This window comes from Paenibacillus spongiae (assembly GCF_024734895.1).
Classification (GTDB): Bacteria; Bacillota; Bacilli; order Paenibacillales; family Paenibacillaceae; genus Paenibacillus_Z; species Paenibacillus_Z spongiae.
On sequence record NZ_CP091430.1, the window covers coordinates 2,930,371 to 2,947,529 of the forward strand.

Genomic DNA, 17,159 nt, shown 5'->3' on the forward strand with positions numbered 1-17,159 from the left:
AGTTTGCCGCGCTGAACCTCTGTCCCAAACAACGAAGTGCACCCATTGGATGCCCTTTAAGTTCGTCTTTTGTTGTTATTATTGTCGATATATATTTTTGACAGAGTTTCTTGCAATTAATACGGGTTCGAGCTTTATGGTGGAAAGTTGATGCTCTTGCTTATCTGTATTCAATTTTTTAAAAAGTGTCGAAGTAATATGTTGACTTAGTCTTTCGATCGAATGACTTACTACTGTAATGTCGTTTAAAGAAATCCATTCATTGTCATCATACATTATGATACTTAAATCTTTAGGTACGTTTCGATTCAAGTTTTCGCATATTTTCAGGATGTATGAAGAAATCACGTTATTTCCCGAGATGATTGCACTGGGATTTCTAGTTTTTATGGCTTTTGATAAATTATCTTGAAATTCAAACCCTACTGGCAGAATAATTATATTATTGGGATCAAATGGGAGGTTGCTTTCTAACAGGGCTCTTTGATAGCCATTAATTTTTACTCCGTTGGGTTGATCCGTCATGATGATCTGGGTATGGCCGTGATCAATTAGATGTTTGGTTGCCATATAAGCGCCATATTCATCATCATTAACAATGGAATCCAAATAATCAAACAAGTTTCTATAGGTCTGGATAATGAGAATATTCTGGTCCCTTAATTTGTCGATAAAATCTTTATTTGTGCGCGATGACGGCGTGAATATAATTCCGTCCACTCTGGATGCCGAGAGCAGTTTGAGACATTCCAGTTCTCGTTCAGGATCTTCATTGCTAAAAGTTATGAGCAAGCGATAACCTGCTTTTTTTATCTCGTTCTCAACAAATTTCGTGATTTGAATGTAGAAGCTATTCTCAATATCAGTAATAATGATGCCAATTGTATGGCTCTTATTGCTTTTTAAGCTTTTTGCCATATGGTTGGGAGTGTAGCCAAGTTTAGAGGCAGCTGCGAGAACTTTGTTCTTTTTTTCTTTACTGATATAAACATCTTCGCGAAAAGCGCGGGAAACTGTGGAAACGGAAACATTGGCAAATTTTGCTACATCGCGACTTGTAATCATATCATTCACCTCAATAATCTTTACGATATGTCAGGTTTTGGGAAATGTAAATTTTTAATAGATCGACGCATAATTAGACTGGTTTCCATCTTAAGTGTTATAGGATCGGTTGAAGCTGTGACAGCGTTTATGCGATTCAATAAATTGTTGCAGATTGCGCGTCCTATCGTTTCTTTTGGTTTTTGAATGGAGGAGAGCCCCATTTGATTCAGCCATGCGCTATCATCATGGGCAATGATGCTTATCTGATCGGGAATTTTTAGATTCAGTGATTTACAAACCTTCAGTACGTCCAGAGTAATTCGATTATCATTGGCGATAACTGCAGTGGGACGATTTTCGACAAATGTGCGGGAAATAATGTCTATTGCATCAGCGTGGGAAGGAATCGTCAAAATATTATTTTTCCCGACTTGTAACCCGTTATCTGTAAAAGCTTGCGTATATCCGTCCAATTTGATGACATTTCCTTCTCCTTGAACGCTAATAATATTGACATGTCCATTATTTATCAAATAGTTTGTTGCCAAATAGGATCCGTTATAGTCATCGATAATGACAGAATCCAAAGCCTCATACTGTCGGTGGAAAGCTTGCAGAATTATAATGTTTTGGCGAATCAATGCATCGATATATTTTAAATTCGATTTTGATTTTTGTGGTTTAACGGGAATTAGAATAATTCCATCCACTCTTGAAGATGAAAGTAATTCCAAACAATTGCGTTCCTGCTCTAAGCTTCTGTCACTATAAGTAACAATAAGTCGGTAGTCTAATTTTCTTAATTCCATTTCAATGTATTTGGCGATATCTGAATAGAATGTGTTATCTATGTTAGATATGATCAAACCAATCGTTTTGCTTCTATTATTTCGTAAACTTCTGGCTAACAGATTTGGGGTATAGCCTAGTTTATGAGCGGCCTCCAACACTTTAAGCTTCGTATCATTGCTGATGTATCCCTTGCCTTGAAAAGTGCGTGATACGGAGGAGACAGAAACATTGGCCATTTTTGCTACATCCAGGCTGGTGACCATTAATTACCTCCTGCAGAAAATGTGATAACGTAATCAGAATAATTATAGCAGGGAGCTTATAGCATATACAAGTGTTTAAGGCTGTGAAGGTTAAGTTGATGAAGTACTGCTTGTTGAGAGTCTAAAAAACCGTTGACAATCCAAATGACTTTAATATAATAAAGTCATGTGACAACGTCATTCATATTAATTCATGAATTTAGTCTCTTAGTTCGATGAAATTTGCTTAATTCATTGGAACTAAGCAGATTTAATATTGAAATAATAATGATAACGTTGTCTTTGTCATATGTAATTAAAAATCATTTACTGGAGGTCTTTTTTTAAAACATTTTCAACTCAAAAAAGTGTGGGTATTGTTGGCGTTGACTGTATTGTTGATTGTATCCGCTTGCAGCAGTAATGGGGGGGAATCGGCATCGAACAGTGATAACGCACAAAAAACCACTGCTCCAGACAATGAACCAGCACCTACCGAGGCACTGTTGAACCGATGCATATTCCGGAAAATTACACGATAAAGCTGAATACGCTTGCAACATCCAACCAATTGCCAGATGTAGGTTATTTTATCGAGCAAGATATGCCGCCATGGGTAGAGAACGGGAAAATTGATGGATTTAACTCCTCTTTACAAGGATGGAAAAATAGAAAAAAAGTTGGACCAAATAGCTTTTAATATTAATGGTTCATTCGCTGGAAACAGTGCTTGCAACGAAGTGGTAAGTCTGTTTTACAATAAGGGTATAGCTCGGATTGGAATTTGATTATGTCCGCTTCAACAGTGATGATCCTTCCGGTTATTGTTATTTTCGCAATAGGTTAAAAGTATTTTGTTGAAGGAATCAGTTTGACTGGAATAAAAGATTAAAGAGGAGGATTCTGATTGACTGACAACATAGCTGACCATATTCCCAAGGATTCCATCATTACATTGGAGAACGCGTTTATTTCTATAGCATTATCAAGATCAGGATGTCTTCAATTTATTGAAAACCGCCTTTCAACGGAGATTTATTCGATTGTGGATGATCAATTTATCATTAAGACAGATCATGGAATGTTCACTAATAGTAACGGCATCCTCATAGATACACAATACTCATCGGGTGAGGCTTCATTTATTTTTACCTATCCCCCTTTATTTGAATTGACCTTAGTCTATAAACTTGGAATACATTCGCAATATGTGGAGAGAAATCTTTCCCTTAAAAACCTGCATGCTGGTCTACACCTGTTTGGGGTTGAGTTAGGCCGGACGACGTTTGAGCAGGGCCCGCAGGAATCGATCAAATACGATACCTTTTGGAATGCACCGACGGTTCAATTTTTAAGATGGGAAAAAGGGGGGGTGTTCTCTGGTATAGAAAATCCTTTCTTCGAAGTGAACATAGACGAGGATACCCATATTTTTTCCTTTGAACCATCATTAGTTTTAGCAGAGAATGAGGCCTATTGTAGTGAGCCGCAATTTATTGGGGTTTACCGGCGAAGTTTCGACTATATTATGAATCATGATTTCGCCAATGCTTCTGAAAACAAGAAGAAATGTTATCCGCGATTTCGCAATCCTTCAGGACATATTCCGATAGATCTAAATGAAATCAAGGCGATGCGGCATTTTGCCTCAGACTTTTTGGAAGTTAAGAGCGAGCAATTCTTGTTTATTTTATATTGCTATTGGTTTCCTCTTCCGCAATTGCCTGTCAATGAAGAGCAGGAAAATTTATACTACAAGGTCATTGATCAGTTTAAAGAGCTTGGCGGTGACATGATTATTTTTACGCCCCTCGCGCAAGCGAAATTGCCAACTGCAAGCCCGGAGAGCTTTTTCGAGCTTGCCCCGAAGGATTCGGCGGCTGAACGAATCATGAATTACACAAGAGATAAGGGGCTCAAATTTGGCTTCTATATGGGAGTTGCTGCTAATAACGCAGCCTTTTGCAACAGTTCGGTAACGACCTATTCTGAACAATATCCAGAATGGAAAAAGATTGATATAGAAGGGAAGCAATCCAAAGAAAATTGTATGGCTTCTGATGCATATGCGACATGGTTCAGTCAAGTGCAGGACAATACAATTGCCCAATATGATTTATCCAATTGGAGTTGGGATCCTGGACCCGGAAACGGCTTCTTTTGTTATTCCGATAAGCATGGCCACATCCCCGGTAATGGGGCTTATAAAGGATGGCGCAATGCAATGGCACTGATTGCCGAGTTAAAAAGCAAACATCCGGATCTCTTTATCCAAGGATTCTATGGAGTTAAAGAATACGGATTGTGGGGATTGAAAGGAACGGACCAGCATGAAGCTTACTGGGAGCAGCAAGTGGCCTATTTAGCAACTGTTTATCCTGAACTGTCCTCAGAACGGATGAATGCTGATGGGATAAGATTTCAAAGCTGGTGGAATGAGAATTTTCGCTTCCTTCCGACAGAAACGAATCACGCACTTGTACATCGAATTACTCAGGTTTGTTTAGATGATCCTGAATTAACGAAGGTGTGGGATCACTTTGGCTGGAAATATGGATTAATGTCCGGGATTGCTGTAGCGGGAAGTGTGACAGCCTGTATACTACCCCATGATTTTGACAATGTTTATGGTCAGGATTTCAAGTCCTTCTATCATAAATGGTTGAAATGGGCACGGGATCATTATTCTTACGTTCCTTACCAGATCGCTTTCGGTCAACAAGTGGAGATAGGCGGAATTGATGGATATGCGAGAATAAAGGGAGATCATGGATTTATATTTCTTTGTAACCCAGCGCCAAGAAGAACGACAACTAAGATTGTATTAGATGAAGCAATCGGATTTAAAGGAACTGGGCAATATGTTTTGAAGGAGCTATATCCGGCCTCAAATGTTTATTTTTACGATGACAATGCAGATAAAGGGATTTATTCACTAGGGGACTCAATTACAATCACCGTTCCTTCGTTTGAGGTAGTGCTATATGAGTTGATCATTTTGGACGATTTGGAATTGCCTCTACTATTTAATGTTTCAGGAGAAATTAGATTAAATAATGGGACAATGGCGATTTCAGGCGTGAAAGGCATAGCGGGAAGTCAAACAAAGCTTAGCGTTTTGCCCGGAAGTGTTCCTTTAGAAGTAAGCGTAAACGATAACAAAGCATTCTTTCTGGAAATAGGCGACTATTTACATCTTCCTATTCGATTTGAGGGCCAACGCCTAGCGAGAGAGTTGGATCAATGGTGTCTACCGGATGGAGTGCGGTTTGAATTCCCTAATCATCAAAGTATGGAACACTTGCAAATTTGCCATTCCTTTTACGCAGACCCAGCGATCCAAGTGTTATTAGAGCAAGGGGAGTTGAAGAATCAGAATGAAGCCGAACATTTGGTGGAAAAATGGATTGATTCGGGCTTTCCTGATTCATTCGCCTGGGCTTTTCCAAATAAGCTGATTTTAGTTATTCCTTTCACGGATGGGGAAGCGGTGCAAGAGGTCGGCCTGCAGATAAATGATAAACCCATTAAGGTCGAATGTTATACAACAGGGGGCAAGAATGCAATAGGCTTTGTGAACAATAAAGTCATCTATTATGTAGATATAACCGAAAGGGTCATCTGGGGTGAAGAAAATAAACTGGAGTTGATTCTGAGCCAGCTTGAAGAGAATCAATTTCTAGGTCCTTACTTGGAATACCCGCCTTCACCAGTCATTGAGGAGATTAGCATAGACCATTCGATCCAAGTTGATGATGGGGTAATCTATACAAGGCCAGTGATAGCTACTAATTCGAACGCTGACATGGCGATGACAAATCATCGGTCGATTCAAGTTGTTAGCGCATGGATAACGCCGGAGTACTTAAGCGAGAATAGTGATTATTGCTACTATGCCACAGTAAATATCCCATTCTCTAATGTAGAAGGGGTATATGTATCTACTATGGTTGGGGGAGGAGTCTACAAAGACCATCGAATGACTTTTAATCGAGAAACAGAAATTTGGAGTCTGCAATTAACTATACATACCAGGGTTTCTATCATTCTAGATTGTAAAGAAGCTTTTATATGGGTTGTTGACAAACACGGTGGAATAAGTGAATCGCGGAAGGTAAAACACAATTGGCTATTAACATGATTTCATCGGATTGGACATTTTCGGAGATTGTAATTTGAGGGAGAGATAAATATGGTAAATATTGGTAATATGTCAGATTCCATTCAGACAACAAGAGAATTTAGAATGAAGCTGCTTAATGATCGGTATCGTCCATCTTATCACTTCGCCATACCTGAAGATCTGGGTTTACCTGGCGATCCAAACGGTGCTTTTTATGCAAATGGAAGATATCATCTTATGTATCTCTATGACAACAGGAGCGACGGATTTCGTTGGGGGCATATATCGAGTCTTGATCTGATACACTGGCGACATCATCCTGATGCAATAATCCCAGGCGGAGGGGATGGAGGCTGCTTTAGTGGAGGCGCTTTTGTGGATGATGATAATACGGTATATCTCACCTATTGGGGGCTGCCTGTTAAAGATGAAGGTATGAGCGGTTCAGGTATATGTATTGCCAAGAGTTCAGACAGGCATTATGAAAAATGGGAAAAGTTCGATTCTCCTGTATTACAGTGCAATGAGGATGGCATACACGAAACTGTTGATAGTAAAGGGGAAAAGCTGTATTTAGGCTGTGCGGATCCGAGTAATATTTGGAAAAAAGATGGCGTTTATTATATGCAGACAGGAAATCTTTGTGTATTGAATAAATACGGTAGAGACGAGACTTCTTCTCCTAAAATGAAAGGAGATTGGGTCGATCTATTCCAATCAAAGGATTTAAAAAAGTGGGATTATGTAGATAGATTCTATCAAAGAGATATGTCGAATAAATGGACGGATGAAAGTGAAGATGATATGTGTCCAAGTTTCCTTCCGCTTCCCGTCTCTAGACAAGGAGGGAGTGAAAGTGGAAAACACCTGCAGCTCTTTATATCACATAATAAAGGCTGCCAATATTATATTGGCTCATATACGGAAGATGAACTTTTACTTGAAACGCATGGACGTATGTCATGGGTGGATAATACTTTCTTTGCTCCAGAAGCATTGATCGATGATAAAGGTCGACAGATCATGTGGGCATGGCTACTAGATAATCCAGCTGATGAATTGCAAAACGGATGGTCTGGTGTATTTGGTTTGCCAAGAACATTATGGTTAGGAGAAGATAACACCCTTCGGATGGCACCCGTCGATGAACTTAAAACGCTGAGATACAATGAAAAAAGGTTTTCTTCCATGAGAATCAATGATGGGGATAGGGTGGAACTTTCTGGGATAAATGGTGAATCTTCTGAAATAAAGCTTGTAATAACGCCTGGATCAGCCAAGAAAATGGGATTGAAAGTACGAGCTTCTGCGGATGAAGAAGAAGAAACGTTGCTCTACTATGATACAGAATCAAACCAACTTGTGTTTGATTCAACAAAAAGTGGAGTTATGGGGAGAATGGTCAGTGAAGCGGCCCCATTTAAATTGAATGCGTTTGAAAAACTCGAATTAACTATTTTTATTGATAAATCAGTAATCGAAGTATTTGCAAATGATCGTCAGGCCATAACGAGACGAGTTTACCCGGTTAGGCTGGAAAGTACAGGTGTTTACCTCTTTAGTGAAGGCGGCGATGCAGCATTCGATACAATTCAAGTTTGGGAAATGATGCCTTCAAATCCTTATTAAACATAGTAACTTGACAAGGGTCGGCCGCTCCGGCTGTTCTATATACTTATGTGGAACAGCTTGCTCCCTTGCCAATTGCCGTTTTTTCTAACGGCTCAGAATTTGTTTTTGCTAAAGAAAGGGCGCCCATGATTCGAAATGAGCTGCTTTCTTAAAGGTTAGACCTCATTTTAATATGCTGATTGATATTGATTGGGAGGAATTTTAATTGCTGGTACAAAGATTAATATTCAAAACCGCGCCCCTCTGAAGAAGACGCCTTTTAATGAGCTCCCGCTCGGTGCGATTCAACCTGCAGGTTGGCTGCGCGACCAGCTGGAAATCCAAGCACAGGGACTAACCGGAAAACTTCATGATCATTGGGAGGATGTCGGACCGAACAGCGGCTGGCTGGGAGGCACAGGAGAGAATTGGGAACGCGGACCGTATTATCTGGACGGATTGCTTCCTCTGGCGTATCTGCTGGGAGATCAGGCTTTGATTGAAAAAGTGCAGCCGTGGGTTGAATGGACTCTGAACAGTCAACGGGAGGACGGATGGTTCGGTCCCGAGAGCAACAAGGATTGGTGGCCCCGGATGGTCATGCTAAAGGTGCTAATCCAATATCAGGAAGCAACCGGTGATGAGCGAGTTATACCCTTCTTGACCAGGTACTTCATCTACCAGTTTGCATATCTATCGGAGCGACCGCTTACCAGTTGGGGAGAATCCCGCGGAGGGGAAAATATCCTCTGCGTTCAATGGCTTTATAATCGTACAGGTGATGAATTTTTGTTGGAATTGACGGATTTAATCCATCGGCAAACTTTGGACTGGACCGGTTTGTTCACGGATTTTCCATTCTGGCGTTATCAGACCCAGTTCGATCACCGCAATCACATGGTCAATGTTGCGATGGGTATCAAAGATCCTGCTTTGTATTATTTGCGGTCAGGGGAAGCGATCCACCGGGATGCGGCCGCAAAAGGAATTCGCAGCCTGACGTTCAGTCGGGATGGTAAAGTGAAGCGAATCACCAGCTCTAAGGAGGATAACTACATCTATGAAGGACTTTCATTTCCTCCTTTGCGTTCCGAAGCCATTTTAAGACCGAATCCATAGAAGAGATGGACAAGAGAATGATTGAAACTAAGAAAAAGAGCAAGAGCCTCCAAATTTCGGAGGCTCTTTTTGTAGTCTTGTCTCCGAAGTCCTTTGCCGCTAATTCGAAGTTGCCGCTAGTATATAACGGTTCACCTAACGCGTATCTAAACAAGGCCACTCTTATCAATGACTTTATTCAACTGACGTAGGAACGATAGTTCAATTAACCGCCTTTTTCAGAAGGCGGTTTTCTATTGGTTGAAAATCAACATTAAGATTTAACATAGCCTTACGAAAAGAGCCTGTTTCATACATACGGCTTAAACGAAGTGGTGCATGAAGCGATGCATCGCTTTTTTGCTTCGAACCACCGCTTGGCAGGGAGAAGACTAGGCTCTTGAAGCTTGCGGAAGCTGCATCTCTATAGTCCCGTACTCACGCGACTGCGAGGGCTCGTCTCAACGGTATGGACATGCTCGATGGCTTCAATAACATAGCAAAGGTATGGCCAAATGTATGATTCGTACTTCAGGGGAATTGTAGGTAGGAAATCTCGCTATTCCTGTATTTCTTAACGGGTCGGGTCATAAATGAATCGACGGATAAATATGAATTGACTGATACATTCCATACGTTATTAACGCGAACAATCGGATGACGAACGCCAGCATACGGAATCGACTAATGACTGGGAGATGATGGACGATGGAGGATCAACGCGGACCGGAGGGACAGCGACAGAAGCAAGGACAAGGGCAAGGGCTGGAGCATAGACACCATCATAAGTCAGTGGATAACGGGGCAACGAACGACGGGGATGGCAGGATCAGCAGAAGACAGCTGTTGAAAACAATGGGAACCGCGGGCATCGCGGGGATCGGGATGTACGCCGCGGGCTCGGCGGGTTGGCCGAAGACCGCCGCAGCTGCAACGAGCGTCAATTCGTATTACGACGTTATGGACTATGGTGCTGCCGGCAACGGAATGACAGATGACAGAGCCGCGATACAATCTGCCATCAATGCGGCGCAAAGCGCGGGTGGGGGAGTCGTCTTCCTGCCGAAAGGAACGTATGCGGTCAGCGGCACCTTGACTATTACTGGACACAATGTCGGCTTGGCAGGCGTCGGCGGGTCAAGTGTTATTCAATGTACTTTTGCAGCGGGCAATATTATCTATTTCGGAGGGACGTCAACCAATACAGGGACGATTAACAACTTCTTCAAGGATTTTACCATCACCTCTAATGTGAAGAAAACCTCGGGTGCAGCTATATTCGGCGAGCATGCGCAGCGCAGCGTGATCGAAGGCGTTAAGGCGGACGATCCGGGGATGACCGGCTTTAATCTATATGACGGATTCTACTTCCGATACTTCGATAATTGTCTCGTTTCCAATGTGCAAGTATTTTGCTCTCACAGCGGGATCACCGCAAACGGAAAAACCGATCAAACCTGGGGGGCTAATCTGTGGATTACGAACGGCTCGCGAATCAATACCAATGTAACGGCCGGCAGTGTCGGCCTGTATTTTGGCGGGAGCTGCGGCGGAATTGTCATTGAATCGACAGATGTCATCCTTTGCGAGACGAATGCCTTGATCGATACGACGCTGTCAGGCGTACTCAACCGCGAAATATTTTTCAATGAATGCTTCATTGACAGTGCCGGGAAGCATGGCGTTCATGTCAAATCGAACGGTGTTGCGCTGCTGCATTTTAACAATACGTGGCTTGCTTCCAGCGGCACAACAGCCTCCGGCGGGTACCCGAACGGGAACAATCTTCACTATGAGAACACCTCGGCAGGCTTGAACGATATTATGATGAGCGGCTGCCGCGTCTTCAACGCATTCGGATCGGGTGTATATTCCAAGGGAGGCAAATGGACCATCACAGGAAGCAGCTTCCATAATAATGGCAGGGGAGCAAGCGGCGGACACGGGATTATACTGACCGATTCAACGGTGCAGGGAGCCAATATTTCGAATAATACGATTTCATTGAACGGCAATTCCACCCTGGGCCAAGGGATTCGAATCCATACCGGGGTTAACCACTACATCCTCACAGGAAATCTCGTCAGAGGCAACCCGACCGCTCAAATATCGGACGGCGGATCGTCGAATAAGGTCGTTGCCAATAATTTAACAACGTAGCATAGAACATAATACTTCACGCGATCATATGGACTGTCCAATTACCAGTGTGTGCGGCGAACGAAGTCGTACATTCGCGATCCGTCAGATTAAAATCGTCGCTACAGGGGGTTCGTGTTTACACTCATCGGTTAGCCATAAAGCGGCGGTGCGGGCGTTTCCCTATCGCATCGGCAGACGGGTGACGGGTAACGGTTGGCGTAGCAGGCGCTCCCCTGATCGGATATGGTTATGGCATTGTAATCATGTATGTTATACAACAATGGGCGGGCAAAAGCCTTGATGATACGGATATTGTTGCACATTCTACAATAACTCCCTCTGCATAGCGGCTAACTCATGATTTCATTTCCATATTGTTGTATAACGTACAACAAAACGGCCTCTGGCGCTGAATAATGTAGAAATTGTTGTACGTTGTACAACACCCTCCGAATCTTCATTGATCAAATACAAGGCAAATGGAACAGCATCTCTTGTTAAAACCAGCCTAAGGGAGCGAATCGATTGAAAGCAGCTGTTGCATGAAGAAAGATCATTCATGGACGGGCCGCCTCTGTTCCCGGGTTTCAATCTTCCAGTTCCATTCAAGGAAAACCGGTAACAGTGTAATGATCGTAAGAACCTCTGCCTGTGCAGCATGCATTGTCAAATAATTGGTTCAACTTATACAGATCCCCTCTTTACGAGTGTTTCTACCGTTGCGTAGAGATTCCTCTCATAGAAGGGTTCTTTTTTCGTTCCTGGAGAAATGGCGGATACAGGGTGCAGGCCATCTCAATTTTGGAAGCAGCTTGTCGCGTAATTGTAGAACTTTGTGAAAAATTATGCTTGTTGTGAGCTTGGTCACTAAACTTTTGACCGAATGCCTCTATACTTTCTCTATAGACCAGCAAATCAGAGATTTTCGAGGAGGCTCCTGCTATGACCCCTAGTAAAGAAAAGCTTGTCATCATCGGCAACGGAATGGCTGGCATCAGTACGGTAGAACAAATATTGAAATTGACGTCGCGTTTTGATATTACCGTATTCGGCAGCGAACCGCATCCCAACTACAATCGCATTATGCTCTCTTACGTCCTGGATGAAAGCAAAACGATTGACGATATTGTGTTGAACGGATGGGACTGGTACAAAGAGAACGGCATAACGCTTCATACCGGGACGACGGTATCGCATATCGACGAAGCAAGTCATGAGGTTGTGACGGAAAGCGGGATACGCGTCCATTACGATAAAGTCATTATTGCAACAGGGTCGACACCGTTTATGCTGCCAATACCCGGCTGCGACAAGCAAGGCATTGTCGGCTTTAGGGATATTTCTGATTGCACGCAAATGGTGGAGGCGGCCAAGACTTACAAGAAAGCGGCCGTTATCGGCGGCGGGCTGCTGGGACTGGAGGCGGCCAAAGGTCTGGTTCATCTCGGCATGAACGTAACGGTGGTCCATCTGATGGAAGACTTGATGGAGCGACAGCTTGATCATCAGGCCGCGTTGATGCTGAAAGCCGAGCTGGAGCGTCAGGGCATTCAGTTTGCAATGGGGGTCCAAACGGTAGAACTGCTCGGAGACGAACGCGTCGCCGGTCTTCGGTTCTCGGACGGTACGGTGCTGGAAGCCGAGTTCGTCGTCATGGCCGTAGGCATCAAGCCGAATGTGGCCGTGGCGCAAGCGAGCGGGATCATAACGAATCGCGGAATCTTAGTAAACGACTACTTGCAAACATCAATGTCGGGCGTTTATTCGGTCGGTGAATGCAATGAACACCGCGGCGTCTGCTATGGACTTGTTGCTCCGCTCTTTGAGCAGGGGATGGTGCTTGCCAAGCATCTATGCGGTGTCGAAACAGCTCCTTATGAAGGCTCCGTCGTATCGACGAAGCTAAAAATATCGGGCGTTGACGTTTTTTCGACAGGTGAATTTATCGAAGGACCGGAGCATGCCGTTATCGTGCACAAAGATGAATGGAAGCAAACCTACAAAAAAATATTGCTGAAGCAAAATGTGATAGCAGGCGCGGTGCTCTTCGGGGACATCACGGATTCCGCCCGTCTGCAGAAGCTCATTAAGGAAAAAACGGCGATGACCGACGAAATATATGACTCGCTGATGGGTACAGGCTGCTGCAGCGGCGGAGCCAAAAACCCGGCTTCGGTGGAAGCCATGGCTGACGATGAAATTGTGTGCGGCTGTAACGGAGTGACCAAGAGAGCCATCGTGGATGCGATTGCCGATAAAGGAATATCCACGGTGGAGGAAATCAAAGCCTGTACGGGCGCAACGCGTTCCTGCGGCGGCTGCAAGCCCGTTGTGGAGCAAATCCTGCAATACGTCCTTGGCGATGGCTTCATGACCTCCAAGAAGCAAGGCATATGCGCCTGCACAACGCTCGGCCGCGACGAGATTGTCGCGGAGATCAAGAGCAAAGGGCTAACCACGACCAAAGAAGTCATGAGCGTACTGGACTGGAGCCATCCGGAGGGCTGCTCCAAGTGCCGCCCCGCGCTGAACTACTATTTGACCATGATCTATCCGGACACCTATGAAGATGAGAAAGAATCGCGTTTCGTCAATGAACGATTGAGCGCTAATATTCAGAAGGACGGCACGTATACCGTCGTTCCAAGGATGTATGGCGGCGTCACAACTCCGGAAGACCTGAAGAAGCTCGCAGACGTGTCGCTGAAATACGATGTGAAGTGCGTTAAAGTGACGGGCGGACAGCGGATCGGACTTATGGGCGTGAAGAAAGAGGATGTTCCCAAAGTATGGGAAGAGCTGGATATGCCATCAGGCTATGCTTACGCCAAATCGCTCCGGACTGTCAAAACCTGCGTCGGATCGACCTATTGCCGCTTTGGCACCCAGGATTCGATGAGCATGGGCGCATTGCTGGAACGCAAGTTTGAACGCTTGGATTTGCCGGCCAAATTCAAGTTCGCGGTCAACGGCTGCCCGCGAAACTGCGCCGAAGCATGCACCAAGGATATTGGCATCGTCGGCAATGATGGGGGCTGGGAGCTGTTCATCGGCGGCAACGGCGGGATTACGGCGCGCCTGGCTGATCTGCTGTGTAAAGTGAAGACGGATCAGGAGCTGATCGATCTGTGCTCGGCAATCATGCAATATTACCGAGAGACGGGAATCTATCTGGAACGGACATCGGATTGGGTGGAGCGCATGGGGGTGGAAGCGATCCGCAAGGCAGTTGTTGAAGATATGGACAACCGCAGAGCGTTGGTGGAGCGGATCGAGTTTGCGCTCCAGCAGGTTGAAGATCCATGGAAAAAAATGTTGAACGACACGGATACATGTACGGCGCTGTTCCAAAGTCATGAGCCTACTGCCAGTAAATGAACTGCATTATCACGAATAGGAAGGGGTACGGATGTATGAAGGAGCGGAAAGTATTTGATCCGATCGGAGCGCTTGAGCAGTTTCTGCCGCAGATCGGGCGCACCGTGAACTGGAACGGATGGGAAATCGCCGTTTTTCGAACTTCGGCAGGGGAGGTATTCGCGCTGGAAAATCGCAGTCCGCATCCCAAAGGCGGGCCGCTCGCAGAGGGGATGGTATCGGGGTGCTTCCTGTATGAGCCGCTTCATGATTGGAAAATCGATTTGAGGACAGGGCTCGTTCAGCTGCCTGATCAGGGGCAGGTTCTTTCGTTCCCGGTTAAGGTAGAGGGAGATCAGGTTTACATCGCGGCGCCTGACGTCCATCCGGCATCAACTTGAATCAATCGTTCAATCGATCAGCATCGAAGAGAGACCGGGGAGGATGACCATATGTTTACACCAAGTGTAGAAGCGATCATAGAAACCGCTGTAAAAAAGAAAGAGAAAATGAACAAAAACGTTGCGCGCTATGCGGTGTCGGCAATGCTTGCCGGGGCCTACGTAGGGTTTGGCATCATCTTGATCTACTCCGTAGGGGCGCCGCTTGCGGCTGCGAATTCGGCATTCCAGACCATGGTCATGGGCATGTCCTTCGGCCTGGCGCTTACGCTTGTCGTCTTCGCAGGCTCGGAGCTGTTTACGGGAAATAATATGTATCTTACGGCTAGCACGCTGGCCGGCAAAACGACGGTGAGCGATACGTTGAAAAACTGGAGCATCGTATTTCTTGGCAACTTGGCCGGCGCCTTATTGCTCTGTCTGCTTATCGTTGGCGCTGGCCTGTTCAAAGGGGCTGGGCCGGAGCATTTGCTCTTCACCGCTGCCGCCAAAAAAATGGAGCTGTCTTTCGGAGAGGCGTTTTTCCGCGGCATTTTGTGCAACTGGCTCGTTTGCCTGGCTCTATGGACGGCCGGGAGGGCGAAGGAAGATATCGCCAAACTCGTGCTCATCTGGTGGTGCCTGTACGCCTTTATCGCCAGCGGCTTCGAGCATAGCGTTGCGAATATGACGCTGCTCAGTCTCGCTTACATGCTCCCGCAGCATCCAGAATCGATTACGCTGGCCGGCTGGTTGAGCAACATGATACCTGTCACGCTCGGGAATATCGTCGGCGGAGGAATCTTTGTCGGGTTCGTATATTGGTTCATCTCTCCTGTGCGAAGCAAGCCATGAGTGAACTTACCTGCAGCTTTTGTAGTTGCTCTAATAAGCCCACGTTCAACAGGAACGCGGGCTTTACTGTTTCTGATGAAGCTCTTGCGTGCGCGATGCTGCTGACATTGAGTGGCTTTGGGATATGGGGGAAAAGCCCAGTATTTATCGGAATGTAACGCGAGCGCTGCGGAGTTACTGTGCGTCTATTTCAATCTGGCACTGTAAGTCCCAAAAAGGGCGTTACAGCCGAGCTCATCACAACGAGCGCAGACTATAACCCCGTTATTGACCGTTACAGCCTCTGACCCGCCAGATACACCATACGAAGCTAACGGCGAGCGGACTATTCCGTGTCCTGAACAGGAGCTGTCCATGCCGTGCCGCCGCTGCGCTCGTGATAGAGCCGCGAGCGCACTTTGAACCATTGGAAGCCGTGGGACATGACGACCTTCAATACAGCATAGCCTGGGACGGCTAATAAAATGCCGACAATGCCGAATAAATTGCCGGCCGTCAAGATAACGAAAATAATCGTAACCGGGTGGATATGCAGCGTCTTGCCCATGATTTGCGGCGAGATGAATTTACCTTCGATCAGCTGCACGATCGTCCAGATCGCGATCATCTTCAGCAGCATCGCCGGAGAGGTGACGGTGGCGACGATGAGCGCAGGCGTAATGGCAATTGCAGGCCCGAGATAAGGAACGACAGCCGTACAGGCTGCTGCGATAGCGAGAACGAGCGAATACTCCAGACCGATGATGCGGTATCCAATATAGAGCAGCGCGCCGATACAGAAGCTTACCAGGACCTGACCGCGAATATAGGAGCTGATTTGATGATTGGTTTCTTCCAGAATCCGTCCTGTTTCCTGGCGCAGGGACGTTGGGACGTAAGATAGAATAAACGCCGGCAGCTTCCTGCCGTCTTTCAATAAGTAGAAGAGGACGAAGGGGACGGTGACGATGGCCAGAATCGTTTCCGTAACTGCGCCCAGCACACCTCCGACCCGCTGCCAGGCATTCTTGAATAATGAGGAGGCCTTCTCGCCGATGCTGCTCATCAAATCCATATTCTCCAGGCCGAGCGCCGCTTGGGCATCATTGAAGAACGTGCTGCCGATCAAGCTTCGGAACTTCTCTTCAATCTCGCGGGTATAGGTTGGAATGTTCTCCACCAGACTCGTCAACTGGACCCGAATAAGCGGAATGACGGCAATAATCAGCAGAGCCAGAACGCCGATAATGAACAGATACAGGGCAATGATGGCGTAAACTCGCTTTATTCTGTTCCGTTCCAGAAGATCGACCACGGGCTTCAACAAGTAGTAGACCACTCCGGTTAACAGCAGCGGGAGGAGGACCGTCTTGAACAGGACGATGAACGGCTTGAACACGAATGAAATCTTGCTTAACACGAATATATTAATGGCGATTAGAAACAAGATGAGCAGAAACAAGACAAATCGGTTATTAAGAAACAGAATTTTGAATCGGTCTGACCAGGCGCGCACATTGTTCATGATGGCAT

At 45.5% G+C, this 17,159-nt stretch carries 11 protein-coding genes; 8 read left to right on the forward strand and 3 right to left on the reverse strand.

Annotated features, from left to right (window positions below):
• Positions 1 to 78: 78 nt before the first annotated feature.
• Positions 79 to 1,065 (reverse strand): LacI family DNA-binding transcriptional regulator, encoded by a 987-nt coding sequence (locus L1F29_RS13605; RefSeq protein ID WP_258388839.1) that lies wholly within the window; start codon positions 1,063 to 1,065, stop codon positions 79 to 81.
• Between the two features lie 20 nt (positions 1,066 to 1,085).
• The gene (locus L1F29_RS13610; RefSeq protein ID WP_258388840.1) at positions 1,086 to 2,102 is read right to left on the reverse strand and encodes a LacI family DNA-binding transcriptional regulator; all 1,017 of its coding nucleotides are present in this window, start codon (positions 2,100 to 2,102) and stop codon (positions 1,086 to 1,088) included.
• 493 nt (positions 2,103 to 2,595) lie between these two features.
• Here L1F29_RS13610 and L1F29_RS13615 point away from each other — a divergent pair, with 493 nt between their 5' ends.
• From L1F29_RS13615 to L1F29_RS13650, 8 genes are all read left to right on the forward strand, one after another.
• On the forward strand, positions 2,596 to 2,781 hold the full coding sequence (locus L1F29_RS13615; RefSeq protein ID WP_258388841.1) for a hypothetical protein: 186 nt from the start codon (positions 2,596 to 2,598) through the stop codon (positions 2,779 to 2,781).
• A gap of 207 nt (positions 2,782 to 2,988) precedes the next feature.
• On the forward strand, positions 2,989 to 6,222 hold the full coding sequence (locus L1F29_RS13620; RefSeq protein WP_258388842.1) for a hypothetical protein: 3,234 nt from the start codon (positions 2,989 to 2,991) through the stop codon (positions 6,220 to 6,222).
• Positions 6,223 to 6,273: 51 nt separating this feature from the next.
• On the forward strand, positions 6,274 to 7,833 hold the full coding sequence (locus tag L1F29_RS13625; RefSeq protein WP_258388843.1) for a glycoside hydrolase family 32 protein: 1,560 nt from the start codon (positions 6,274 to 6,276) through the stop codon (positions 7,831 to 7,833).
• 192 nt (positions 7,834 to 8,025) lie between these two features.
• Positions 8,026 to 8,934 (forward strand): beta-L-arabinofuranosidase domain-containing protein, encoded by a 909-nt coding sequence (locus L1F29_RS13630; RefSeq protein ID WP_258388844.1) that lies wholly within the window; start codon positions 8,026 to 8,028, stop codon positions 8,932 to 8,934.
• A 687-nt stretch (positions 8,935 to 9,621) separates the two neighbouring features.
• Positions 9,622 to 11,073: a glycosyl hydrolase family 28-related protein gene (locus tag L1F29_RS13635; RefSeq protein WP_309252396.1), complete on the forward strand. Its 1,452-nt coding sequence runs from the start codon at positions 9,622 to 9,624 to the stop codon at positions 11,071 to 11,073.
• Positions 11,074 to 11,997: 924 nt separating this feature from the next.
• Positions 11,998 to 14,433: a nitrite reductase large subunit NirB gene (gene nirB / locus L1F29_RS13640; protein ID WP_258388845.1), complete on the forward strand. Its 2,436-nt coding sequence runs from the start codon at positions 11,998 to 12,000 to the stop codon at positions 14,431 to 14,433.
• A gap of 35 nt (positions 14,434 to 14,468) precedes the next feature.
• Positions 14,469 to 14,813, forward strand: a complete 345-nt coding sequence (locus L1F29_RS13645; protein ID WP_258388846.1) for a nitrite reductase (NAD(P)H) small subunit — start codon at positions 14,469 to 14,471, stop codon at positions 14,811 to 14,813.
• A gap of 51 nt (positions 14,814 to 14,864) precedes the next feature.
• Complete coding sequence (locus L1F29_RS13650; RefSeq protein ID WP_258388847.1) at positions 14,865 to 15,647, forward strand: formate/nitrite transporter family protein; 783 nt, start codon at positions 14,865 to 14,867, stop codon at positions 15,645 to 15,647.
• A 325-nt stretch (positions 15,648 to 15,972) separates the two neighbouring features.
• On the opposite strand, the gene L1F29_RS13655 is transcribed toward L1F29_RS13650, so the two are convergent.
• The gene (locus L1F29_RS13655; protein WP_258388848.1) at positions 15,973 to 17,151 is read right to left on the reverse strand and encodes an AI-2E family transporter; all 1,179 of its coding nucleotides are present in this window, start codon (positions 17,149 to 17,151) and stop codon (positions 15,973 to 15,975) included.
• Positions 17,152 to 17,159: the final 8 nt, after the last annotated feature.